At 42.5% G+C, this 22,773-nt stretch carries 23 protein-coding genes; 4 read left to right on the forward strand and 19 right to left on the reverse strand.

Going from position 1 to position 22,773, the window contains the following annotated elements:
* Positions 1–70: 70 nt before the first annotated feature.
* The 3 genes from ppc to N8M93_RS03710 all read right to left on the reverse strand — a co-directional run bounded on the left by ppc (position 71) and on the right by N8M93_RS03710 (position 5,424).
* On the reverse strand, positions 71–2,845 hold the full coding sequence (ppc, locus tag N8M93_RS03700) for a phosphoenolpyruvate carboxylase (RefSeq protein WP_261129778.1): 2,775 nt from the start codon (positions 2,843–2,845) through the stop codon (positions 71–73).
* 280 nt (positions 2,846–3,125) lie between these two features.
* Positions 3,126–3,974, reverse strand: a complete 849-nt coding sequence (locus N8M93_RS03705) for a MurR/RpiR family transcriptional regulator (RefSeq protein ID WP_261129779.1) — start codon at positions 3,972–3,974, stop codon at positions 3,126–3,128.
* A gap of 52 nt (positions 3,975–4,026) precedes the next feature.
* Positions 4,027–5,424 (reverse strand): aspartate aminotransferase family protein, encoded by a 1,398-nt coding sequence (locus N8M93_RS03710; protein ID WP_261129780.1) that lies wholly within the window; start codon positions 5,422–5,424, stop codon positions 4,027–4,029.
* Between the two features lie 202 nt (positions 5,425–5,626).
* On the opposite strand from N8M93_RS03710, the gene N8M93_RS03715 reads away from it, so the two are divergent.
* Entirely contained in the window at positions 5,627–6,379 is a 753-nt protein-coding gene (locus tag N8M93_RS03715) for a L,D-transpeptidase family protein (protein WP_261129781.1), read from the forward strand.
* Positions 6,380–6,518: 139 nt separating this feature from the next.
* Here the strand turns inward: N8M93_RS03715 and N8M93_RS03720 are convergent, their stop codons facing one another.
* The 4 genes from N8M93_RS03720 to N8M93_RS03735 form a co-directional block, all read right to left on the reverse strand.
* Positions 6,519–7,079 (reverse strand): NAD(P)-binding domain-containing protein, encoded by a 561-nt coding sequence (locus N8M93_RS03720; RefSeq protein ID WP_261129782.1) that lies wholly within the window; start codon positions 7,077–7,079, stop codon positions 6,519–6,521.
* Between the two features lie 142 nt (positions 7,080–7,221).
* Complete coding sequence (locus N8M93_RS03725; RefSeq protein WP_261129783.1) at positions 7,222–8,133, reverse strand: vanadium-dependent haloperoxidase; 912 nt, start codon at positions 8,131–8,133, stop codon at positions 7,222–7,224.
* A gap of 169 nt (positions 8,134–8,302) precedes the next feature.
* Positions 8,303–8,968 (reverse strand): HAD family hydrolase, encoded by a 666-nt coding sequence (locus tag N8M93_RS03730; RefSeq protein ID WP_261129784.1) that lies wholly within the window; start codon positions 8,966–8,968, stop codon positions 8,303–8,305.
* Positions 8,969–8,988: 20 nt separating this feature from the next.
* Positions 8,989–10,380 carry a bifunctional UDP-sugar hydrolase/5'-nucleotidase gene (locus N8M93_RS03735; protein ID WP_261129786.1) on the reverse strand — a complete coding sequence of 464 codons (1,392 nt, stop codon included), beginning with the start codon at positions 10,378–10,380 and terminating at the stop codon, positions 8,989–8,991.
* A gap of 311 nt (positions 10,381–10,691) precedes the next feature.
* Between N8M93_RS03735 and N8M93_RS03740 the strand changes: the two genes are divergently transcribed.
* Complete coding sequence (locus N8M93_RS03740) at positions 10,692–10,880, forward strand: YjzC family protein (protein ID WP_261129787.1); 189 nt, start codon at positions 10,692–10,694, stop codon at positions 10,878–10,880.
* Positions 10,881–11,054: 174 nt separating this feature from the next.
* Here the strand turns inward: N8M93_RS03740 and N8M93_RS03745 are convergent, their stop codons facing one another.
* From N8M93_RS03745 to N8M93_RS03785, 9 genes are all read right to left on the reverse strand, one after another.
* Positions 11,055–11,831, reverse strand: coding sequence for a cyanophycinase (locus N8M93_RS03745; RefSeq protein ID WP_261129790.1), 777 nt, complete (start codon positions 11,829–11,831; stop codon positions 11,055–11,057).
* Between the two features lie 30 nt (positions 11,832–11,861).
* Positions 11,862–12,074, reverse strand: coding sequence for a YozQ family protein (locus N8M93_RS03750; protein ID WP_261129791.1), 213 nt, complete (start codon positions 12,072–12,074; stop codon positions 11,862–11,864).
* 232 nt (positions 12,075–12,306) lie between these two features.
* On the reverse strand, positions 12,307–12,669 hold the full coding sequence (locus N8M93_RS03755) for a nuclear transport factor 2 family protein (RefSeq protein WP_261129793.1): 363 nt from the start codon (positions 12,667–12,669) through the stop codon (positions 12,307–12,309).
* A gap of 150 nt (positions 12,670–12,819) precedes the next feature.
* Positions 12,820–13,323 (reverse strand): GNAT family N-acetyltransferase, encoded by a 504-nt coding sequence (locus N8M93_RS03760; protein WP_261129795.1) that lies wholly within the window; start codon positions 13,321–13,323, stop codon positions 12,820–12,822.
* Between the two features lie 28 nt (positions 13,324–13,351).
* Entirely contained in the window at positions 13,352–13,744 is a 393-nt protein-coding gene (locus tag N8M93_RS03765) for a hypothetical protein (protein ID WP_261129796.1), read from the reverse strand.
* A gap of 97 nt (positions 13,745–13,841) precedes the next feature.
* On the reverse strand, positions 13,842–14,783 hold the full coding sequence (locus N8M93_RS03770; protein ID WP_261129798.1) for a DMT family transporter: 942 nt from the start codon (positions 14,781–14,783) through the stop codon (positions 13,842–13,844).
* A gap of 363 nt (positions 14,784–15,146) precedes the next feature.
* Positions 15,147–15,566, reverse strand: coding sequence for a GNAT family N-acetyltransferase (locus tag N8M93_RS03775; RefSeq protein WP_261129801.1), 420 nt, complete (start codon positions 15,564–15,566; stop codon positions 15,147–15,149).
* Positions 15,550–16,449, reverse strand: a complete 900-nt coding sequence (locus N8M93_RS03780; RefSeq protein WP_261129802.1) for an aminoglycoside 6-adenylyltransferase — start codon at positions 16,447–16,449, stop codon at positions 15,550–15,552. The genes N8M93_RS03775 and N8M93_RS03780 overlap by 17 nt, the downstream gene beginning before the upstream one ends.
* A 218-nt stretch (positions 16,450–16,667) precedes the next feature.
* Positions 16,668–17,630, reverse strand: a complete 963-nt coding sequence (locus N8M93_RS03785; protein ID WP_261129804.1) for a YafY family protein — start codon at positions 17,628–17,630, stop codon at positions 16,668–16,670.
* A 110-nt stretch (positions 17,631–17,740) separates the two neighbouring features.
* Between N8M93_RS03785 and N8M93_RS03790 the strand changes: the two genes are divergently transcribed.
* A complete protein-coding gene (locus N8M93_RS03790; protein ID WP_261129805.1) occupies positions 17,741–18,574 on the forward strand; it encodes an SDR family oxidoreductase in 834 nt (277 codons plus the stop codon).
* Between the two features lie 76 nt (positions 18,575–18,650).
* On the opposite strand, the gene N8M93_RS03795 is transcribed toward N8M93_RS03790, so the two are convergent.
* Positions 18,651–18,785, reverse strand: a complete 135-nt coding sequence (locus N8M93_RS03795; protein ID WP_261129806.1) for a hypothetical protein — start codon at positions 18,783–18,785, stop codon at positions 18,651–18,653.
* Between the two features lie 227 nt (positions 18,786–19,012).
* On the opposite strand from N8M93_RS03795, the gene N8M93_RS03800 reads away from it, so the two are divergent.
* Entirely contained in the window at positions 19,013–19,993 is a 981-nt protein-coding gene (locus N8M93_RS03800) for a LacI family DNA-binding transcriptional regulator (protein ID WP_261129808.1), read from the forward strand.
* Positions 19,994–20,211: 218 nt separating this feature from the next.
* On the opposite strand, the gene N8M93_RS03805 is transcribed toward N8M93_RS03800, so the two are convergent.
* Both N8M93_RS03805 and N8M93_RS03810 read right to left on the reverse strand, forming a co-directional pair.
* Entirely contained in the window at positions 20,212–21,309 is a 1,098-nt protein-coding gene (locus N8M93_RS03805) for a S8 family peptidase (protein ID WP_261129810.1), read from the reverse strand.
* Positions 21,310–21,459: 150 nt separating this feature from the next.
* Positions 21,460–22,755 (reverse strand): alpha/beta hydrolase, encoded by a 1,296-nt coding sequence (locus tag N8M93_RS03810; RefSeq protein WP_261129811.1) that lies wholly within the window; start codon positions 22,753–22,755, stop codon positions 21,460–21,462.
* Positions 22,756–22,773 lie beyond the last annotated feature (18 nt).

Raw genomic sequence — 22,773 nt, forward strand, 5'->3', positions numbered from 1 at the left:
AAATTAATGCATAAAAAATAGCAGAATGATCCCCTTATGGAAATCACCTGCTATTTTCCTATCGTATGAATCAACCTGTGTTACGCAATCCAGCTGCGATTCCACTGATGGTGAGCAGCACTTCTGTGAGCGTTTCTTCGTTCTCTGAATCTTTTTCTCGCAGTTCCTTGATGAGTTCGACTTGCAGGAAGTTCAGCGGGTCTACGTATGGATTACGCAGCTTGACTGATTCTTGGATCGTCGGCTGCTGGTCCAATAGTTCACGATCACCCGTGATTTGTAACAGCACCTGTTTCGTTTTCTCATATTCCTCAACGATATCGTTGAAAATCCGTTCACCAAGTACCTGGTCACCGACGAGTGCTATATATTCTTTTGCCGTATGCACATCCGCTTTTGTCAATGCCATCTGCAAGTTATCGATCGTGGACTTGAAGAAAGGCCAGTTCTCATACATTTGCTGCAATTGCTTCAAGTGGTCCTCACTTCTTGAAGCATAGTCTGTCAATCCTGTACCGGAGGCGTACCATGCTGGAATCAACTGGCGATTTTGCGTCCAGGCGAACACCCACGGGATCGCTCGTAAGTTTTCGAACTTCGTGCTGTCTTTCCGCTTCATCGGACGGGAACCGATGTTCAATTCCCCGAGCTCTTGAAGTGGTGTTGCTTCATTGAAATACGTCAGGAAGTCTTTATCTGCAAACACGAGAGATTGATATTTTTCAAGAGAGACATTCGCGATTTCTTCCATCGCTTGATCCCACTGTTCACTGTCGCGGTTGTCAACCGGTTCTGTTTCCTTCGACACATGGGCTGCCCCTTCGACTAAAGTGGAAACACCTTGTTCAAGGCTTCTGTACGCAATATCACTCAATAGGTAGCGAGAAGATAGGACTTCGCCTTGCTCTGTAATCTTCACACCATCACCTAATGTTTCAGCTGGCTGTGAAAGAATGCTTCGGTTCAACGGTCCACCACCGCGGCCAAGGGAACCTCCACGTCCATGGAAAAATTTCAAACGGACGTTGTATGCTTTAGCCATATCGTGGATTTCCTGCTGTGCTTTATAAAGCTTCCAGTTCGCTGTCAGCGTTCCACCGTCCTTACTTCCATCGGAGTACCCCAACATGATTTCTTGATGGTTTTTACGGTTGTCGAGGTGTTTCTTGTAGACATCCATTTCAAACAATGTTTTCAAGATTTCCGGGCCAGCTACAAGATCATCAACTGTTTCAAGTAACGGTGCCACATTCAGGTTGCTTTCTACAGTTCCATCAGCATGGAGTCGGTATATACCCGCTTCTTTTGCTAGTACCAATACTTCCAAAAGATCGCTTGCAGATTCTGTCATACTGATGAGATACACTTCGATCGAGTTTTTTCCAAACTCCTTATGTGCATTACGAATCAATTGAAAGACTTCCAGCATCTTCTGTGTTTCTTCGCTATAGTCGTCATTCAACAGCGTAATCGGACGAGGGTCTTTCAACACCTCTTCCAAAAGCTGTACCTTTTCAGGTTCTGAGAGATTCTTATAATCGCTGTGGAGTCCAACTTTTTGGAACAGCTCTGTTATTGCGGATTCATGCTCACCGCTGTGATTCCGGATATCCAGGGTGGCAAGGTGGAAGCCGAATAGCTTCACCTGGCGCACCAATTTACGCAGCATTTTCAGTTCGCGTTTTGATGGCTGATGGTTTTTCACACTGGCCTGGATCAATTGAAGGTCAGCAAGTAATTCATCTGCAGACTGATACCCCGTTTCAGCACTACCTACTTGACGCAGACGTTCCAGAATGACAGCGAATTTACGGCGATACAATTCTTCTTTCACCGGCCATCTCTTCTCTTTTGGTACGAGTGCTTCCCCACTTTCCACAGCTGCTTTGAGTTCTTCACTCACTTTTACCCGATTCATCGAATGACTGAATCGTTTCATCAATTCGACAAGGACTTCCTCATACTTTTTCAATACGAGATTTCTCTGTCTGTTCAACGTTTCCCACGTGATTTCCGGTGTCACGTTCGGATTGCCGTCACGGTCTCCGCCGATCCATGATCCGAATCGAAGAAAGTTCGGCACATTCCATTTTGCTTCGGGATAGCTTTCCTCCAGACGGTCCTCCAACTCCTGGTGGATATCAGGAAGAACATCGAATAGAGTCTGATCAAAATAGTAGAGTCCATTACGTACTTCATCCATGACAGTCGGCTTGCGATGTCTCAGTTCATCGGTTTGCCATAAGACGGTAACCTCATTGAACAGACTTTCCATGATCCGTTCACGTTCGTTCGCTGTCAGTTGAGGATGATCGAGCTGTTTCAAGATCGTAGCAATACGTTTCTGAATTTCGAGCACTGTACGCTTCGTCGCTTCCGTAGGGTGTGCGGTGATGATCAATTCCAATGACAGTTCATCAAGCACGTCCTGGATGACTTTCTCTTCGATGTTGTGATCTTTCAACGACAAAACAGCACTTTCGATCGAGTATGGCTGTACACCTTGATCTTCAAAAAGTTGATATTCGCGGCGACGACGAATACGATGATTTTGTTCTGCAATATTCACGAGGTGAAAATAAATGGAGAATGCGCGGATCACTTGTGCACGCATTGGGGGTTGCAGTGATTTTATTTCACTTTTCAACTTCTCATACGTCGCATTTTCACGATTGTTTCTAAGCTCTTTCGTCAGGTTCCGGATGGTCTCAACCTTGTTCAATAGTTCTTCCCCACCGTGGTGGACCAGAATTTCACCGAGCATATTGCCGAGCAGGTTCACATCACGTCGTAAAGGTGTCGTAGGGTCGTTTTTGGATTCATGTTTGAGTTCTTGAGTAGTCACACTTTCACCTTCCTATATTTTCTATTTCGAATAATCATGCTAACCTCGTTCATTTTTTAATCATGTTATCAGAATTTTTCAGATAGTCAAATTGTTTGGATCGCACATAATCCTTGTAAGCGCTTGCTTTCAGAGAGTTTTCCACAACCCTGGACCGGTCCTTTTATAGAAGCGATAAGCTTTATCCGGAGTTAAACTTGCCTTTTAAAACTTTTTTGCCAGAGTATAGAAGAAAATGCCCCAATAGGCGTAAAATCCTTTGAGGCATTTCCGTATCAGATCAATAAAAGACATCGAATCTTTCCCATACTTTTTCCAAGGCATCGAACCGTTCTTCAAACCCTTGCTGTTTCGCTTTCGCTGTATAGATGATCAGGGCGTTGATCACGCTCATCGGCGCAACGAACGAATCGATGAACGAAGGCATTTGGCTCGATCCAGTCAATGATACATCCGCATGTGGGATAAGCGGTGATAACAGATTGTCCGTCAAGGCGAAGGTCATAGCGCCTTTTTGTTTGGCGTATGAAAAGAATTCCACCGTGCTTTTCGTATATCTCGAATAGCTGATTCCGACTACCAGATCGTTCTCATCCAATTCGTATAACCGGTCTGAATCCTTTTCGATCGAATGGAGTATCTCTACATTATCGAGGATCATGTTCAAATAATAGTGCATGAATGTACCTAAGGCTTCTGCACTTCGGTTCGCCACGATATAAACTTTCCGTGCTTTCAACAAGTACTCCACAGCTTGTCGGAAGCTTTTCAGATTCAAATTTTTCATCGTCATCTGAATGTTATCCAAGTCACCCTTGAGAATGTCAGTGATTTCTTCATCCTTCTCTCCATAAACCTCCTGGGACATTTTCAAGCGTTCTGTCGTCGTCAGTTGCTGCTGGACAGAGGATTGAATATGCTGTTGGAATTCAGGATATCCTGAGAAACCAAGAAAAGTCGCGAACCGCACTACTGTAGCATCACTGACATCAGCCACTTTCGCCAATTTCCCCACATTCAAAAATGGAATCTGATTCGGATTTTTCAGGATGTATTGGGCGATCTTCAATTGGGATTTGCTCATTGATGGCATTTTTTCAGAGATGACCTTGTACACATTAATATCCATGACGAACCTCTTTCAACTAAAATTCTTTATCTTCAGCTTAACGTATTCTGCTTCAGATTACACAGGACGGTTGATGCTTTTGCAAAGCAGTCTTTATCGCGATTTCATGCGCATCGATCGTCCTTCCTATGTCTTCCTCCGTGTGCGCTACTGACATGGAGTAACGGTTGAGCGGTTTCGTGTATACCCCGTGTTCAAGCAATTCATAGTCCAATTCTTTTCGCAAAGCAGTATCAGCCTTATTCATATCGCGATAGTTCCTGATGCTGCCTTCAGAAAGGATGATGTTGAAAATACTCCCCAGTCCAACCGTCTGCATCGGGATGCCGTATTGTCCATACAACTTTTCAAGCTCAGTTCTCAGCAATTTCGTATTTGCAGAAAGGTCTTCAAGGATACCTTCCTGCTCCAACACATCGATTGTCGCAAGACCTGATGCCAGTACAGTGGGGTGCCCGTTATAGGTGCCGCTATGGAACAGCGCATCTTGTTTGTCCGCATTTTCCGCCCCAGCCGTCAGGATGTCCCTCCCGCCATCCGGCGCACTGATTTCCATGAACTCTTTCTTACCGCCGATTGCGCCGACAGGGAATCCACCTCCCAGAACTTTACCGAGCGCCGTGAGATCAGGCTTTATCCCGTAGATTTCCTGCGCACCGCCAAGTGCCAATCTGAATCCCGTTTTCACTTCATCAAAAATAAGCAGGATGCCGAGTTCTTCGGTCAGCTTCCGAAGACCTTCTATGAAGTCCTGGTCAGCCGGAATGAAACCACCCTGCACGGGTTCCATGATAACTGAAGAAATTTCATGTGCTCTAGCTCGTAAAATCTTTTCTGTCGCGTTCAGGTCGTTGAATGGAAGAATGATTGTATTTTCTAAATAGTAGTCTGGAATTCCGCGTGATTCAGGCACTGTATTCGGTTGTTCGCGATTTCCTGCACGCTGTTCTTCAGGGTTCACGCTTAATAAAACCTGATCGTAGCCACCGTGATAGTGACCTTCAAATTTGGCTAGCTTCGGTTTTCCGGTGTAAGCCATCGCTATCCTGATCGCAAGCAACGTCGCTTCCAACCCGGAGTTCGTAAAGCGGGCCATTTCGATTCCTGGATAAAGTGAAATCAATTTTTCAGCCATGGTCGTCTCTAGCCTATGAGGCGTACCGAAGATGGTAGTACCAGCATCCTTCATTTGATTCATTGCCGCTTCGATTACCGTCGGATGACCGTGCCCTAGAATCAATGCACCGTAACAGAGCAGATAATCGATGTATTCGTTCCCATCAACATCATACAGTTTACTGCCCTTCCCCTTATCCATGAAAATCGGATGTGGTGCGATATGCTTGATATTCGCCGTGACACCTCCCGGAATTACCTTTTTCGCTTTCTCGAATGACTCTGCAGATTGCTTCGTATTCGATCGTATTTGTGTCAACAGTAGGACCTCCATATAAGTCATATTGATTTCAAAATACATATTAACATGAAATAATTATTTCATAAAGCATAAACCTCTATTATTTATATGGTTCTATTGTAAAAATATTCATGAATTCTCTATTAAAAATTTTTACAAGAAATGTAATAGAGTGTATTCCGTCCAGCATAGAATAAGAGGCTTTGAAATTCTTTAAAGAAATGGACGGAGAGAGATGAAGATAGGTTTGAAGAAAGTCATTGTCGGTCTGTTAGTGGTTTGTTTCATGTTTTTCTTTATGCAACAACCTGCGTCAGCATCACCTGGATCGTTCATCATCATCAATAAGTCTAATAACCAGCTCGCTTACTTTGAAAACAATAAACTGACGAAAGTGTTCAAGGTGGCTACGGGTAAACAGCCGTCTTATACACCTGAGGGCCAATTCAAGATCGTCAACAAAATCGTCAACCGCCCCTATTATACGGGAAAAATACCTGGGGGAGATCCGCGGAATCCGCTCGGAAACAGGTGGCTTGGCTTGAATGCCCGAGGTACATGGGGAACCACTTATGCAATCCATGGGAACAATAACGCTCGATCGATTGGTCAGTATGTAAGTGCTGGTTGTATTCGATTGTATAATGATGAGGTGCAATGGCTTTTCAGTAAAGTCCCAGTGAACACACCAGTCATCATCACGACGTCAGGAAAATCGTTTACTGCCCTTGCTTCAGCAAATGGTTTCAATGTTGAGAGCATTGCCGTCGTCCCCGTTTCCACGAGCATTTTGAAAAAAGGAAGCCGCGGTGCTGAAGTGAAGAACTTGCAGCAAAGACTCACAGAATTAGGGTACAGCACCAAAGGAATCGATGGGATATTCGGTAAGAACACCGATACCGCCGTTCGTAAGTTTCAGAAAGCGAAAAAGCTGAAAGTTGATGGCATTGTAGGGCCAGCCACAAAGAAAGCACTCGGAAAGATGTAAATGTATCCGATACATCCAAGTTTTGTGTAATTCCAGAAATTCCACCGATAATCCTAATAAATCAGCGCTTTATCCCTGGTTCATCCTACAACAAAAAGTGGCCGATCCGTTAAAGATCGACCACTTTTCTTATTATCATTTAATTAGCATCTGCTAGATCATAATTGAAGAATTCTGCGTTTTCTGGCGTTGTGTGCATGATTTTGTGCCAGTATGGCTTATAAAGTGCATCCAGTGTATCGGCTGACTTTTCACAACGTGCTCCGATGACGATTTTTCCGTTGATATCATCAATGTCTGTCTTCGAAACAACATCGAACTTGATCGATGTATTGCTTAATTTTTCTTGAAGTTGTTCTTGAATCCATCTGTTCGTCCCGACTGGAACTGTACTATTGATCACCAGCATGAAATCGTCATTTACATATTCAGAGATTTCAGCTAAAATCTCTTCAACCTCTGACATATCTACGTGGTCATCCGCTAGAATCGGTATATCGACATCCAGGAAAATGATTGAGGAGTCTTCATATGCTGTTTTGTTGTCAGTGGTCAATTCGATATTCAGGTTTCGGGAAAGAAGCGACGCCTTTGCACCTGCTTGTTCTTGTAGACATGTAACCGTGTGTCCGAGTCGAACCAATTCAAGTCCTGAGCGCATTGCCACATTACCTGTTCCTGTAACTAAAATGTTTGCCATTTGAACCCACTCCTCTTTTAAAATGTGTAAAAACACTTCCGTAGTCTATGTTAATCGGCTGGTCAGTAATCTTGTAAAAGGAATGAATACGCTTATCCTTTCCTCTTATTTCAAATACTAACAGCCGATTGTAAACTGCATATTAATCCCAATTAAATATATTGTTTACATTATTTTTATTTCTTTTCGGAAAATAAAATAATGGTGTATTCTTTTTAGGTTTAGAAAATTTGGTGTTGGATGAACAATTTTCGTTGAAAGTATATGGGATCGATTGTCTATAAGGCGGCGGGGGCAGATCAGCATCCAGGTCTTCTAAGAACGGGGTATCCACAGGTTCACCGCTTGAATCCTTTTGATGACTCAATTGCGAAACGACAACTTGTCCAATACGTCTTCCAAGTTTCAATCCTTGTTCAAGGTCCACAGGAAAGTGAATACCTCCGTATAGCCTTGATATCGAGTCTTCTTCAGCAAGATTACGAAGCCGTTTAGCTTCACCTGGGAAAAAGTAGCTCAAAATGACTTCTGCACACCCCGAAATTGCAGAATGACCAGATACATAAGTAGGAAAACGAGGTGTACATAGAATAGGTTTCAGTGTCTGATCATATTGTATCGGCCGGGCAACATCACACAGATATTTGAAATACCAGGTCACAACGAAAGCATCGTTTATTCCTGCTTGTACAGCTGCTAAGACCCTTGCAGCGTAAGGTGGCGTCAATCCGTATGTGTCAATCAATCTATCGATGATCGGTGTCCATTGTTTTGTTGCAACCCCTGCGCCCCAATATTCGGCTATCTGGATTTGTTCGGGAGTTATATTCGCTAATGTTCGTTGTACAACTTTCAATTCTTCATCCCAATCAATATGGCTCGGATGTCGCAGGTCAAAATGAATGACCCCATCAGGTCCTACAAAGTGGTCTCCTTTTCGTTTTATAAAATAAGTTGGCCATGAACCGGCTAAAGGATCAACCGGGTCAGAAGGTGGTTTTCTTTCTCCTCCATAAGGCACCTCTGACCATCTCAAATAATCGTCTCTTTTCATTTCCTCACCTTTTTTTTATTTTTGACTATCTCTAATAGTCTATGGTAAGAAAACGATTTAGCTTGTACATCCGTTTAATTTACGGGCAACTATTGTGTTTTCCATCAAATTTTTTTATATACGATATCATTTATTCCAAGTTATGCTTATTCTCAGAAAGCTATGCCGATCATGTTTTTTCATTTGACGTTTTTGAAGTCCAATAGTCAAGTGACTCAAGGAATTGCTTTACACTCTTATAGATGGAATCCGGATTAGAGTCGAATTGTGAGGTTTGATAATCCGGAAGCCATTGGACAGCGGCTGTATGAACATTTGCTGCAAGACCCGCTTCAATATCTGCATTACTGTCCCCGATGAACATCGCTTCCTTTTCGTTGATTCCTAACTGCGATAATGCTTTCTGCAGTCCTTCTGGATGTGGTTTCGGATTGGTGACGTCATCTCCTGTGATGATTACATCGAACATTCCATCCATTTGAAGCTCTTGAAGGGAGATATCTAGGCTTCGTCTTGCTTTCCCTGTGAAAATCCCCAATTTCATCCCTTTATCTTTAACAAATGTAAGTAATTCAATGATTTCTTCATTCGTATCGACTAGTCGTCTATGACTATCTGAATATTTTTCATAGAACAGTTCAATGGCTTGATCCTTTTCGGTGTGGGAGAGGTTCTCTCTTATGATCCCGGTTTCCGACGGTCCGAACATCTCTTTTATTTCATCATCCGTCAGGTCTCTTTCGTCAAATCGATTGAAAACGGCCTGGAATGCATGAAAACAGACAGGTAACGTGTTTGCTAACGTTCCATCAAAGTCGAAAATCAATGCTTTCATTTTATAGCACACCTTTCATTTCAATTAATCACTTTCGTACGCTCGGTCCACCTTGGTCTTTTCGCATTTTCAAGGAACATCGGGTCTTTCGCATATTCGCGGATCACGTCACGGATTTCTTCTGCACGATATTTTGCATTCCGATTGTTTGCGAGTGACTCATAACCAGAGCCGCGTTGTATGTAATCAGAACTCGCGACCGTATACCACTTATCATCTTGAATAGGTTCTTCGCCAATAAACATCGCGATTATTTCTTTCCCATCATGGACAACTGTGGCACCTGAAACATGCAATCGACCGACGAATTTCCCTCTGAATCCTGGACCTTTTCCATCTGAAAGACAAACCTGAGCATCTAGTGATTGTTCGATGGCCGATTTAATATCCATGCCCTTGATTTCAAATGAAGTTGGGTTTAAGGGAGAAGGACAGATTTCAATCAATTTCTTGTTGGAAATGTAGTCAAAAAACCCGGCATTGACGATTCCGCTATTGATCAGTCCAAGCTCACATCCGAGCATATCTTTCAATCCGTCAGCTATCAAGTTCGTGATCCGATTTTCCTCAATGACATCATGCCATAACGGATGTTCAAGATTATATAGGGGACGGCTGAGGGCTTCGATCGCTCTTTCTTTATTCTTATGTAAAATCGAGATCACTCCAGCATCACTCTTCGAACTTTCAGTTGATATGGTCGCTGATCGCACTAGTTCAATCTTATCTCTATTAACTTTCAATTCTATTAACCCGATATGATTGCCATAACATCCGGCACTGTTGATGATCGTTCCATTGACGATTTTCGCTTCTGAAAAAAGCTGGTGGTCATGCGAAGAAATGATGACATCAATGCCGTCGATGGATCTTGCTAAATCTTCATCAGCAATTGTTCCAACATGGTTCAGAACAACGCACAAATCGTATGTACCTTGATGTCTTTCGATTTCTCTAGCAATCCCCTCTTTGTAAGGAGTAAAATGGACACCAAGCCCCTCACTGAACTCCCCCATATCTGGTGAAGACCCGGTTATAAGGATTCGAAGACCGTTCTTGATGAGAATTTTGCTAGGAACGACACCGTTAAATGGAGTTCCATCTTTTTTAAAAAGGTTGTTACTGATGAACGGAAAGGAACTGTTCTGAGCCATGAATTCCAGTGTTTCTGCGCCATCAAACATTTCATTGTTCCCAATCGTCAAGGCATCATATCCCAGGTACTCAAGCAGTTCTATCGCAGCGAGCCCTCTCGTCCCTCTGAGTTCAATGCTTCTGAAATCAGCGAAATCGCCAGCATCTAAGAGAAGTGTCTCTTCATCTATATGTTCCTTGATTAACGTGGATGCTTTTGCAAATTGATCAAAATAGCTATGAAGATCATTCGTATGTATGATTTTTAATTTTTTCATTTTGCCTCCTATGTATGGAAGTTCTTCCTCAGTTTAACAAATTTCTATAACTTTCTACATATTCCTTTTTTAGAAGACAAAAAAGACACGGGGTTGTGCCGTACCATGAAATTTAAATTAGTCCATTCAGAAGACTATAGAGAAGAATTCAAAAAGATTCAGGTCTGAAGAATGACTTCGATTATACTAACCCTTTAATAAGGTTGATTCTTATTCTGAACTTTTGTACTGATTTTCCAGATTGACGTTTATTACCTGCTTGTCCTGGTTACATAGTCATTGAATTCAAAAATCAAAGGAGTGGATTAAACATGGCTGATCGTTACAAAACTGGAGAAAAAGCCCCCGAAAATGGGACCTATGAATTCGATGGTTTGACTGACGGCAGAAAGAATAGTAACCCTACTGAGGATGAAAGACAGATTTCATTGGAAAGTGGAGAAACGTTCCCTCCATTACGCTCTAGCAAAGAGTCGGTTTATTGGAAAAAAGTGAAGTGAAGACATACCCAAAAGGAGGCTGGGACAAATAAAACTTTGTTCAATAAAAAATCCACACAATCTGTCCGTGTACTCTTTAGTGGAATAAATAAAGGTTCCGCTGTATACATCCTTCGCTTTCCTCGGGCATGGACAAATATAAAAAAATGAGGGCTGAAATCCAATCGGATTCGTTCAGTCCTCTTCTTTTACTACTTGTAGTTTCCCGGTTTCTAAACAGAATACGTTTTTAGCAGTCATTAGATGAAGAACGATCCCAGAAACCGCGCCTTCATTCTTTTTATCTTCAGCATAATATGTGATGTTCCTTCCCTCCATGATGGTCACCATATTTTCGCCTACAGCTTTCAATTGGTTCTTCTCGTAGACTGCAGCCGTATTTTCATCAATTCCAATACCAATACCTTTGGTTGAACCCACCTCATAAATCAGTCTTCTGAACCGTTCCCTTTGAGAAAAATGCTGATCAATGATCAAGTTGGAAATGAAGCCAAACCCATTCATCATATTTATATCTTTAATTTCGTGATTTTCTTCTTCTGCTTCCACAATCATCTTGCTTCCCCATATTGAAGCACCAGCGCTTGTTCCTCCTAATACTAAACCATGGTTCCATTTTTCCTTAAGTGCAGTTAAAAAATTGCTGTCACATAGAACATCACATAATTTTTGTTGGTCTCCACCTGAAAAAAACAATCCATCAAGGTCATTCAATCGTTCAATGAACTTCTTTTCGTCAGTGTTTTTTTGGATATCAAAATGAATGACATCTTTAACCTTCAAGTCATGGAATGCTTTCTTATAGTCTTTAAAAACGTCCTTTGGAACACTGCTGGCTGTTGTTATGATTCCAATATTCCGATAATCGCACATTTCTGCGAATACATTAAGAATTTCTTTACTCCCTTGTTTATCCTCATGTCCCCCAACTAGCATGATTTTACCTGGCATATTATCCACCCCAGCATAGGCATTTATATACTACTTGACATCATAACCCTTTCTCGGGATTTTTTCGTTCTTCTCATTATCAATATCTCCATCAATCGTTCCTTCTACCATGGTATCACTCGTTTGTTCATGCGTTATTGCAAGACCAGAGCTTAAATCTGAGTTTTTTTCATAATCAGATGGTTGGTAATTCTTCTCTGCAATTTTACTGCTATCTTTAAAATCCTTTTTTCTTGAGTCCAATCTAAGACACTCCTTGATATTTGTTTACAACATTCAAAGTGTCCCCAATCCAGTATAAGGTATGCTCCTTTTTCTAATGGTGTAATATTACAGATTTTTCATGAATGATTACCCGTGAACAATTCATAATAAAAGAGTGTTCTCTTTCTTTCCAAATCAATAAAGAAAAGGGTATTCCCCCTCTGAAGATAAAAAGTAAACTCTTGAGTTGTCTTTGTCTTGAGTAATCAACTCAACTACTCAGATGCTCGTGCTTAAGTTTCCAATGTCCGTCAGCTTCTTTCATGAATACATTTGTTGCCCGTCCAGAGCCAGAGGCGGACTCCCCTTTATAGAATCCTTCCCACCTGAATGTATAGAGGCATACAGCAGATTGTTGGTTGACAGTGATCCATTGGACATCTGTAGCACGATAGACCTCATCTCGGATTGTCCCCCAGGCATTCTCGAAATACGCTTTGATTTCGTTTCGAGTCGTGCAAGATTTATCTGTAAACCAATAGATTGCATTCTCGGCCAATACTTTTTCCACTTGATTGAAGTCGTGTGTGTTGGTTGCAGCTATGTATGCTTCTAAAGCTTGTTTGTAACCCATAAATTTCTCCCTTCAGTCAGACCAGTTCATGCTATACTTTAGAGTACTTCATTCAAAATACCTCATGAGGTCCATGACCCACTTTCTTTCCGTTTTTCGCTTGTACAGGTTTCTAGTTAATATTCTTTAATGAGAACGTTCCTTCCCCATCTATTCAATTCCTACAGCTTCACTTCTTCGTTCTAGCAATATAACATCACGCCATTTACCAGCCATTTTACCGAGACGTTCCCTTCGACCGACTTCACGGAACCCTGCTTTCTTATGTAAGGTTATACTTGCCATGTTTTCAGGAAAAATTCCAGCCTGTAATGTCCAGATGCCATGATTTTCACTGCACTTCACGAGTGTATCGAGCAATTGATGACCGATCCCTTTACCTTTATTCTTCTGGCACACATACACACTGACTTCAGCTACTCCGCTATAGACGCATCTGCCGGAAACGGGACTGAGGGCAGCCCATCCTAGGACGTCTTTACCTGAGCGGGCTACAAATCTGCATTCTCTCCTATGTGTATGCTCCCACTTTTCATAGGGAGGTACTTCGGTTTCAAAAGTTGCATGACCGGTATCAATACCTTCTTTATAGATTTTACGAACTTGATCCCAATCATCTGGTTTCATATTGTCTATCACGATTGTGAAATCCATAATGCCAACTCCTATACAGCAATCTACGTCATTCATTCTTTAATAATGTCATTGATTCGGTATGATCGTTCCAATGAACTGTTCCTTCAAGAGTCTTTATTTTATCGAGTGGTATATTTGCTTCAAATCTTAGAAGCCCTTCTTTATCCAGTTCTCCATCCTTTAGATGAAATCCGAAACTCCCGCCATCCACATCGAAATCGATCAAATTAACGTTTTTCATATTTGACCCTGTATAACACAAAGTGAACTCGGATTGATTGCCGTCATTTGTTTCAAAAGTTATTCCAGCTTTCCAGTTGTTGCTCTTTCCTGAGTATGCCTGGGAATCGATAGCGCAAGAACGATTAATGATCGAAACATTGTAAATGAAGATTCCTATGATCGCACATAACAATAGAAAGACGAATCCCTTTTTCAAAGTTACCTCCCTGAATTGAGCGTGTCTTTTCCATTTCTCTTCAACATCTATTTTTTCCTGCAAAAAAGACGTCTTCTTAAATAAGAAGACGCCTAACTTATCGATCCATGACAGAAGTTGTTTTTTTCAGAATGAATTGTGGATTGGATGCTAGAATAACACCGGTCAAGATGAATAAACCACCAATGACCTGTGCAACCACCAATCTTTCGTCTGCAAAAGCTACGGCTAAGATCGTCGTAAAAAACACGATCAGGTGCAGGTAATTCGAAGCTTTCGCCGGTCCAACTTTCATAACCCCCTCGTTCCAGCAGATGAAAGAGACGATGCTTGGGAAAACCCCTAGATAAACAGTTGCCAGGATCGCTTCGAAAGGCAGTTCGGCCAGTGAGATGGTCCGGTACGAACTCTCCCACAGAGCGAATGGGATCAAGCTGACGACCGCTATGAAAATCGTTACGATGAACGTCGTTTTCTTCGGTAGATCCACGCCAAACTTTTTCATCAGTACCGAGTAGATAGAAAAAAGGACGACAGCAGCGAATACCAACAGATCCCCCGGATTGACCTTTAATGCCAGGAGTGTTCCTAAATGTCCGTCTGTTATGACGGTGAAAACTCCCACAAAGGAAAGAATCACTCCAATATATTGGATTTTAAAGAGTTTTTCCTTCAAAAAGATCACCGAAAGCAATACCATCAACAGTGGCGCAAGTGAATTGACCAATGACGCATTGATTGAAGTTGTATATTGGACAGCAATATATAGAAGCGTATTAAACCCGGCGACCCCCGTCAAAGCCATGGCTAAAAGCACTTTCCAGTTCTTGCGGATAATTGTTCGATTCTGTTTCAAATCCTTGATGATGAACGGAAAAAATACAAGGAAGGCAATCGACCATCGGATAAAAGACAACTGGAGCGGCGGAATTTCATTCACCAGCAAACGACTGATGACAAAGTTCGTCCCCCAGAAGAAGGTCGCGATGACCAGCAACAAATATGGAAGTTCTTGGAGTTTAGATAGGATGGACCGCATGTCATCGTCTCCCGTTCGAGATTAGTTGTTGCTAGTTTACTTGATTGACTTGCTTGTGACAACTGATTGGATTTTTCTGCATATGAAACCAACAGCTAACGGACACAGGAGACCTTATTTGACCCAAACAACACGTTTTTATAAAGCTAACGGACACCAGCGCTCTTATTTCGTAAAAATCTTAATCATTCAGCTCTTTTGTTCACAGATAACGGCTCTGGTGTCCGTTAAAATTCTGAAACACCGTGTTTTGTCGCAAATAACGGCTCTGGTGTCCGTTACGATTTCAAGAAAGTCCTTGAAACCAAAAAGAGCTGTCCCCAAAAAGTGTCTGGCACCTTTCATTTCGGACAGCTCCAAATGTTATCGATTCAGTTTTTTAAAGTAGATGATTTCCGGATCGCCCTCATCCAGATTGTCGATATAACCGCTCTTTCTATACCCCAATGTGGAAAAGACTTCAGCCATTGGCAGATTGGATTCATTCGTGGATGAAAACACCTTTTCGGTCGATGTCGTCTGTTCAAAGTTTTCAATCAACCTGCTTGCAACGCCTTTTCGTCTTTCGGATGGGTGAACAATTACCAGAGAGATGAAGCTGCACTCGAAAAATGATGTATCGTAGATCAAGAACCCTGCTATCCCACGGTCCGATTTGGCGATGAAACATCCACCTTCCCTGATGGCTTTTTCAAGTGAGGCACTTCGCTCCGAATGCCCAATCACCTCTCTATCGATTTCTAAGACCCCTTCTAAATCCTCAATCTCAGCGGCTTTGATCATTTACTGCGATCCCTTCGAACGATGGGGCATCCCCTGGAAGATCTTTGACTTTTTTCAGATAGTCAGAGACTCTCTTGTCATCTTCATATGGATATGCATAATTGAAATGCTCAGCTACGAGGATCGCTTTCCTCCTGAATAAATCACACATGACGAAGAGCGAACGCCAAATTTGTTCATAATCGGGACCCGTAAAAGTGGCGACGAATTTCGCCCAGTCCTTTTCACTAAGGAATTTGTGAAAGTATTTGCCTAGTTTACCTGCACTTTTGCTGAAATCCGTCCGTATGCCGATTTCCCACTCGATCATCCGCATCAAGACATTCCGATTGATCTGTTCGTACATGAACATCACATACGATAATTCTTCGCGCCATAAGCCCTTGCTGATATTCATGCAGATCCACCAGAATTCATTGCAAGTATCTGCAAATTCTTTTTCAGAAGGTTTTTTAATATGGTAATCTCTATCATCAGAAGGAGGTAACTTCCCGACAATATCATCTTTATCCAAAAGTTTGATGCTGAGGCTGTCCCAGTTGACTAACTCCTCCATCTTATTGACAGGAATCAACGTCAGGTCGATGCGGTTCCCGTCCATGAACTGCATAAGATAGGCGAATTTCCCGTCATTCTCAGCCGGAGGCATCACCTTATCTTCTGGCATCTGCATCATGATCCGCTCTCCAAAATAATCCACCCAGCTGTGATCCTTCGTAAAAGACTGGACATCATTTACGAGATAGACGATATCATAATCCTGGAAGATATCTTTCCTGACATTCGGGTTTGCACGCGATCCATTCAACACGACAGCTCTTATTCTTTCGTCGTTCTCTGCTTTTTCCAAAATCAAATCCATCATTTCTTTTTCCGTTCTCATATCGAACCTCCAGTAAGTTTAAATTTTATTAAATATGTTCTATCCTTAGTAAAGGTGGAGGCCGAGCATAAGATTCATGTGTTATACGTTATAACTTTACAAATTTCTTTTTCATGTCATATCCTCCAATCAATTTCAATTCAATAATCCAGTCCTATATCCTTTGTTCGATATCTTTGTTAAATATCCTTTCAAAGTCCTTCAGCATCCATTCTGTTTTACTTTTTATAAAAAAGAACCGTCGCTTCAGCTGCGGAAAGGATTTCTGTTTTCAATTCCTCCGGTTCGATCACCTTCATCTGAGCAGCAAACCCTAGTATGTAGCTTATCGCCTCCTCTTTTGTATCAAAAGAAAGTCTGATAGGTGTCCAGCCTTCCACGGTTTCACTTCCAGTCTCGATCTTTTGGACAAAGCGTCCGGTGAATGTCATCCTTGGCAATATTGAAGGTGCTGCCTCCACCCATACGGAATAGGTCGGCAATTTCTGGATGAATGATTTCGTTGATGATTTCCAGTATGAAGCAAGATCAAAATCCACCGGTCTCTCGAATGGTTCATCTGTAAGTTCGGCGTATTCAATCCGTGAAGCGCGGTAATTCCGAAATTCCCCATCCTCCTTGCAAGCGATCAAATACCACCGGCTCCCTTTGGCGACCAGCCCTAATGGCTCAACCACACGTTCCGTCGCTTTCCCTTCGGCTGTTTGATAATTGATCTTTATTTTGCAATCACTCCATATCGCATCTTTCAAGACATCGAATGTCACGATTTTTTCCTTTTTATCTCGCCATGTGCTCGTGTCCACATGAATGCGATTCCATACATCTTTTGCTTTTCCATGATATTCGGATGGCAACGATGCGATCAATTTATTCCTAGCTTCTTCAGAGGTACGAGCCAACCCTAGATCCTCGAGCAATTGTGTGGAAGGTGAAAGAAATAATGTACGGATTTCAGATTCTTTAAGGCCAGTCAACGTGGTCCGATAGTTTTCCAGCAAGGACCATCCCCCGTGCCTTCCACGTTCAGCTATGACCGGGATCCCTGTACCGCTCAACGCTTCCAAATCCCGATAGATCGTCCGCTCGGATACTTCCAGTTTTTCTGACAGTTCTGCAGCTGTCATTCGTCCATGCGTTTGTAATAACAGTACAATAGAAACCAATCGATCGCCTCTCATCGCCTTCACCTTTTTCCTGAATTTGATACTTTCATTTAAAGAAATATGACAAAGGATGTCAAGATTTCCACAGTAAAATAAAAGCATCTCCTCTGAAAGGATGGATTGTTATGAAACCATTGGATGGAAAAGTCGCTCTAGTAACAGGTGGAAGCAGAGGTGCCGGCCGTGGAATTGCGATCGAACTCGGGAAAGCCGGTGCCACAGTCTATGTAACCGGACGGAGCACAAAAGGAAACTCTACGAATGATTGGCCGGGTACGATTGATGAGACTGTGGACCAAATCGAAGCATCGGGTGGGAAAGGAATCGCTGTACACTGCGATCATACCAAGGATTCAGAAACAGAAGCGGTCATCACCCAAATCCGTGAAGAACAAGGAAAAATGGACATACTCGTCAATAACGTTTGGGGGGCACATGATTCAGGTATAGAGGCAGGACGTTTCTATGAATTGCCACTGGAACATTGGGATACGATGTTTACAGCAGGTGTCCGGGCACAACTTGCAACCAACCATTATGCTGTTCCGTTGTTGCGGGAAAATAAAAAAGGAGTGATTTTTCACACTACTTTTTGGGATGATGGCAAGTATACAGGACACTTCTATTACGATCTCGCAAAGAACGCCCTGGTCCGGATGGCGTATGGGCTTTCGATCGACTTGAAACCAGATAATATCGCCGTCCTGGCTGTCTCACCTGGTTTCATGAGGACAGAACTTGTCTTGAAATTCCATGGATCAGATGAAGAGCACTGGCACGAAGCAGAGGATTTACAACGGACTGAAACGCCTCATTATATTGGCCGAGGTATTAAAGCACTTGCAAGTGACCCCGATATCATGGCTAAAACAGGTCAGGTCATCCGAGCAGGTGATTTAGCAAAAGAATATCAGTTTACAGATCTTGATGGACGTTATATCCCGCCATTCAGCCTATGAAAGCATGATAAGACCCACCCTGGAATGATCGGTGGGTCCTTCTTTTTCAAAACAAACGCCTATCATCATTCACATCTCATTCCTCATAAAAGAAATCTTCATATCGTTCATATAGTTTCCCAGGCTCATCCTCCATTGAACACAATACGAAATGAGCCCCTGCCAATTCGACAAAACACAATACAATCACTATGATCAAACCGCTCAACATGCATAACACATCCTTTATATGGTTTAATTGATTTGACTATAATATGTGAAACGCGTTTCATAGCAAGTGTTTTTCATAAAAAGCTTTATATGAATCCACTTCCTTTCCGCGGGAGACATGCGTGCTCTCAACTGGCTCCCTTTTCCTGCTGGGGTGTCGTAAATTTCGTTTAAGTAAGTAATCATCTGACCAACGTAACTAAGTAGGATATAAAGAGGTGAAGTTCAGTGGCGAATATCCGTGATGTGGCAAAAGCTGCTGGTGTTTCAGTAACGACCGTTTCGAGGGTTTTGAATAAGCATCCTTATGTAAGTGAGAAAAAACGGAATCTTGTGATGAAGGCGATTGAAGAGTTGAATTATCACATCAACATCAATGCGGTACACCTGACGAAAGGTGTCACAAAACTCGTCGGGGTGGTCCTTCCATTCATCAACCATCCTTACTTCAGCTCGATTTTAGATGGAATTGCAAAAGAGGCATTGAAAAAAGATTATAAATTGATTCTCTTTCAGACAGATTATGATCTGGACAGAGAAGTTGAAGCATTGGAAATGTTGCGGATGAAGCAAATTGATGGTCTCATCATATGCTCAAGAGAGTGTAATTGGAGCATTATCGAGTCTTATGAGGCTTACGGACCTATCGTCGTATGTGAGGACGGGCATGATCATAACGTGAAATCCGCCTATATCAATCATTACCAGGCTTTTAAAAAGGGACTGGATATACTTGTTAGTCATGGGCATCGAAAAATCGGTTATTGTATCGGCAGACGGACAGGGACGAACAGCAAACAGAGGGAAACCGCCTACTTCGACACGTTAAAAAAGATCGGGGAACCTGTGCGTGACGAATGGATATTCGACCATTCTTATACGATTGAAGATGGAGAAAAAGTTGTCCATAACCTTTTGCGTCTTGCGGACAAGCCGACTGCTATGCTAGTGACAAGTGATCAGGTGGCTGCTGGAATTCTAATGCAATGTACCAAAGAAGACATACAGACACCTGATCAATTATCAGTTATCGGTTTCGATAACCATCCAATTTCTGAATATCTGCAACTCACGACAATCGATCTTCCTCTGGAAAAAATGGGGCAAAAGCTGCTCGATGCTGTCTTGAATGCAGATGGGCCCCAGCATAAGGAAATGCCCTTTGAATTGATTAACAGGAACACTGTTGCTGATTTGAACAGTCGTTAACGGACATGAGTGACCTTATTTTCCATCAAATATACTGTTTTACAAAAAAAGCGGACACCAGCGGCCTTATTTAAGAAAATCCTTTCACAATCAAAGGATTTTGAGACAGATAACGCTTCTGGTGTCCGTTAATATTTCAAATCATCGCTTTTTGTTACAAATAACGGCAGTGATGTCCGTTAAAATGCAGAGTTAACCACATATCAAATCGTCTCGTATTATCGAGGAAGTTTCAACAGGGCATTATAAGCATTGATCCGTCCATATTCATACAGGGTACCTACCCCAACAATTGGAACAGTGGTTGATTCAATGGTTTGTCTTACGACTCCTGTGTTTGGATTAAGGGAAAGCAATAAAGCGGCCAACCCACTAACTAATGGGGTTGCTTGGGATGTGCCTGATAGGTACCCGTAGTTTTGTGGACCGATGACATTCGGATAGGTCGGCATGGTCGATAATAGTTGAACGCCAGGGGCAGCGAGATCCACCCATGAAGATCCGAAGTTCGAAAAGGAAGCTTTCTCGTCTTCCTGGTTAACAGCCGCAACACTGATACATTGGGCAAATGCAGCGGGGTAGTTATGTTGATTGACCCCATCATTACCTGCTGCCGCAACTGACAGCACCCCATTCCGTTGTGCATATTTGACGGCATCATGGAGAGTTGAACTGAAGAATGTTGTACCTAGACTCATGTTAATGACTTTAGCCCCGTTATCTACAGCATGAACGATACCTTGCACGACACCACTCAAAGAGCCTGTCCCACCGTCATCAAGTACTTTGATGTTCATCAATGTTGGATTGATCGCAAGTCCTGCAACCCCTCTTCCATTTTTCGTGACAGCTGCTGCTATGCCAGCCACATGCGTTCCATGTCCATTGAAATCCTGTGCTGTTGATGCACCTGAAAAATTAGCGTTCAAAATGATTTTATCTTGGAGATCAGGATGGGTCATATCAAGACCTGTATCGAGGATGGCGATCGGGACTTTTGTAGAACCTCGTGTTATGTTCCATGCCCTCGTAGCAACTACTTTCAGAAGGCCCCATTGCTGTGGGAGAAGCGGATCATTCGGAACAAGTTCAGCCTTCACGAGTGCATCCCTTTCGGCAAATTCAACTTCACTGCAGCGCAAATAACAATGAAGACAATCCTCTATTTGTTCTGGTGGAACTTCTACGATTTCAACGTTCAGTTCTTTTATGATCCGGGTTACTTTCGCTCTTGCTTGTTGATGAATGTGAAGACATCTATCAGGCGGGGTTTTATCGCGGAAACGGATGAGGATCCTATGGGGAGAAAAGTCCATCTAGTTTGAAATCACACCTTTCTATTAGTTCATTACTAGTTTACGCAACTTGATAGATTAAGGTCACGGCAAGGTCCAGGTCAGTGTGAAAATAGGCTTGATCATATAAAAAAGAACTGCCCCTCTAATCAGGAGCAGTGCAGATCTTCATCATTCTCTGTTTGTTATCTGATTTTGCAAGAACTCTTTGATTCCTTCCATCAGTCCGTTTGCTAACGGCAGAGTTGGATCAGAATAGGTCGCCAGGTTTTCATCCCTGTTCTCTGGTGCTTCTTTTAACACGTGGTTCATCTTATCGATCAACAATAGTTCGGCATCCGGCTTTGCAGCAGCAAGATTTTCAGCGTCTGCCACGGAGACCTGGATATCATTCTTTCCGTTGATGATGAGTGTCGGAATGCTGATTTGCCGGATTTCTTCTGTCGGATTATAGTCCATCCATGACATGAGGAAGGGCTGCACACTTGGTTTGAAGATACTCATCAACCGAGGATCTACCTCTTCCACTCTTTTCCCTCGTCTCAGTTCTTCAAGGATGCTTTCACTTTCATCATTTAGTTCATCAGGTAATGTTTCCAGCTGTTCTGCCAAAACTTCATCAATCGTCCGGCCGGCACCAGCTATCGAAATGAACACATCGGCTGCCGAACCTTCTGCAGCCATCATCCCGACAAGTGATCCCTGACTATGTCCAATAATGATGATATCTGTAAAGCGTTCATCTTGTTCAAGCAATTCGATCCATTTTTCAGCATCCTTTACGAAACGGTCAAACCGTATATCTTCTTCTTTTATGACCTTCTCTTGGTTTTTACCTGCTCCACGTTTGTCGTAACGGAGACTTGCGATTCCATTCTCCGCAAAACCTTCTGCTAAAAGTTTCAAGCTGTCGTTTCTTCCAGCTTGGGAATTTCCGTTCCGGTCAGTCGGGCCAGATCCAGGGATGATGAGTGCGATCGGTGATGGCTCCTCTGTTTCTGGAGTGAGTAATGATCCATATAGTCTCCCAGCTGATGTTTCGATTGTCAGGAAATCTTCCTCCTCTTCTGGTTCGCCAGCGGCTGCATCTCCTTTTTCAAGTTCAAATGGGAAGCTTTGGTCGGATTGTGTGAATGTTCCATTTATCTTATTTTTGTCGATTGTCCCATAAAATTTTATTTCCTGTCCTTGCAGCGGCATTTTAAAATTGACTTTATCGTCATTCAGCTTGATTTCCGATAAACTGAAATCCGCTACATTTTGGACAGGGATGCTGATCGTACCCGCCAACTCATCCTTTTGCTTAAATTTTACGATGATATTCAACGGTCGCCCCGGTACATCGATCGTTCCATTCCACGTTCCGGTCAATTGTTCTGCCATTTCGGGTTTATCTTTTTTATCATTGCACCCGCTAAGAAGACATATCGTCAAAACCAGAGCGAGCAATACAAAACATTTTTTCATTTGAACCGCTCCCTATCA

The sequence above is a fragment of the Bacillus sp. Marseille-Q3570 genome (assembly GCF_946151055.1).
Taxonomy (GTDB): Bacteria; Bacillota; Bacilli; order Bacillales; family Fictibacillaceae; genus Pseudalkalibacillus.

Coding starts and splice junctions, on each gene's coding strand:
- N8M93_RS03720 (WP_261129782.1), bottom strand. CDS start 7,079: ATGGCAAACATTTTAGTTACAGGAACAGGTAATGTGGCAATGCGCTCA.
- N8M93_RS03785 (WP_261129804.1), bottom strand. CDS start 17,630: ATGAGAGGCGATCGATTGGTTTCTATTGTACTGTTATTACAAACGCAT.
- N8M93_RS03715 (WP_261129781.1), top strand. CDS start 5,627: ATGAAGATAGGTTTGAAGAAAGTCATTGTCGGTCTGTTAGTGGTTTGT.
- N8M93_RS03805 (WP_261129810.1), bottom strand. CDS start 21,309: ATGGACTTTTCTCCCCATAGGATCCTCATCCGTTTCCGCGATAAAACC.
- N8M93_RS03730 (WP_261129784.1), bottom strand. CDS start 8,968: ATGAAAGCATTGATTTTCGACTTTGATGGAACGTTAGCAAACACGTTA.
- N8M93_RS03795 (WP_261129806.1), bottom strand. CDS start 18,785: ATGTTGAGCGGTTTGATCATAGTGATTGTATTGTGTTTTGTCGAATTG.
- N8M93_RS03735 (WP_261129786.1), bottom strand. CDS start 10,380: ATGAAAAAATTAAAAATCATACATACGAATGATCTTCATAGCTATTTT.
- N8M93_RS03775 (WP_261129801.1), bottom strand. CDS start 15,566: ATGATCAAAGCCGCTGAGATTGAGGATTTAGAAGGGGTCTTAGAAATC.
- N8M93_RS03705 (WP_261129779.1), bottom strand. CDS start 3,974: ATGGATATTAATGTGTACAAGGTCATCTCTGAAAAAATGCCATCAATG.
- N8M93_RS03725 (WP_261129783.1), bottom strand. CDS start 8,133: ATGAAAAGAGACGATTATTTGAGATGGTCAGAGGTGCCTTATGGAGGA.
- N8M93_RS03755 (WP_261129793.1), bottom strand. CDS start 12,669: ATGGGTTACAAACAAGCTTTAGAAGCATACATAGCTGCAACCAACACA.
- N8M93_RS03770 (WP_261129798.1), bottom strand. CDS start 14,783: ATGCGGTCCATCCTATCTAAACTCCAAGAACTTCCATATTTGTTGCTG.
- N8M93_RS03745 (WP_261129790.1), bottom strand. CDS start 11,831: ATGCCAGGTAAAATCATGCTAGTTGGGGGACATGAGGATAAACAAGGG.
- N8M93_RS03710 (WP_261129780.1), bottom strand. CDS start 5,424: ATGGAGGTCCTACTGTTGACACAAATACGATCGAATACGAAGCAATCT.
- N8M93_RS03790 (WP_261129805.1), top strand. CDS start 17,741: ATGAAACCATTGGATGGAAAAGTCGCTCTAGTAACAGGTGGAAGCAGA.
- N8M93_RS03780 (WP_261129802.1), bottom strand. CDS start 16,449: ATGAGAACGGAAAAAGAAATGATGGATTTGATTTTGGAAAAAGCAGAG.
- N8M93_RS03740 (WP_261129787.1), top strand. CDS start 10,692: ATGGCTGATCGTTACAAAACTGGAGAAAAAGCCCCCGAAAATGGGACC.
- N8M93_RS03760 (WP_261129795.1), bottom strand. CDS start 13,323: ATGGATTTCACAATCGTGATAGACAATATGAAACCAGATGATTGGGAT.
- N8M93_RS03810 (WP_261129811.1), bottom strand. CDS start 22,755: ATGAAAAAATGTTTTGTATTGCTCGCTCTGGTTTTGACGATATGTCTT.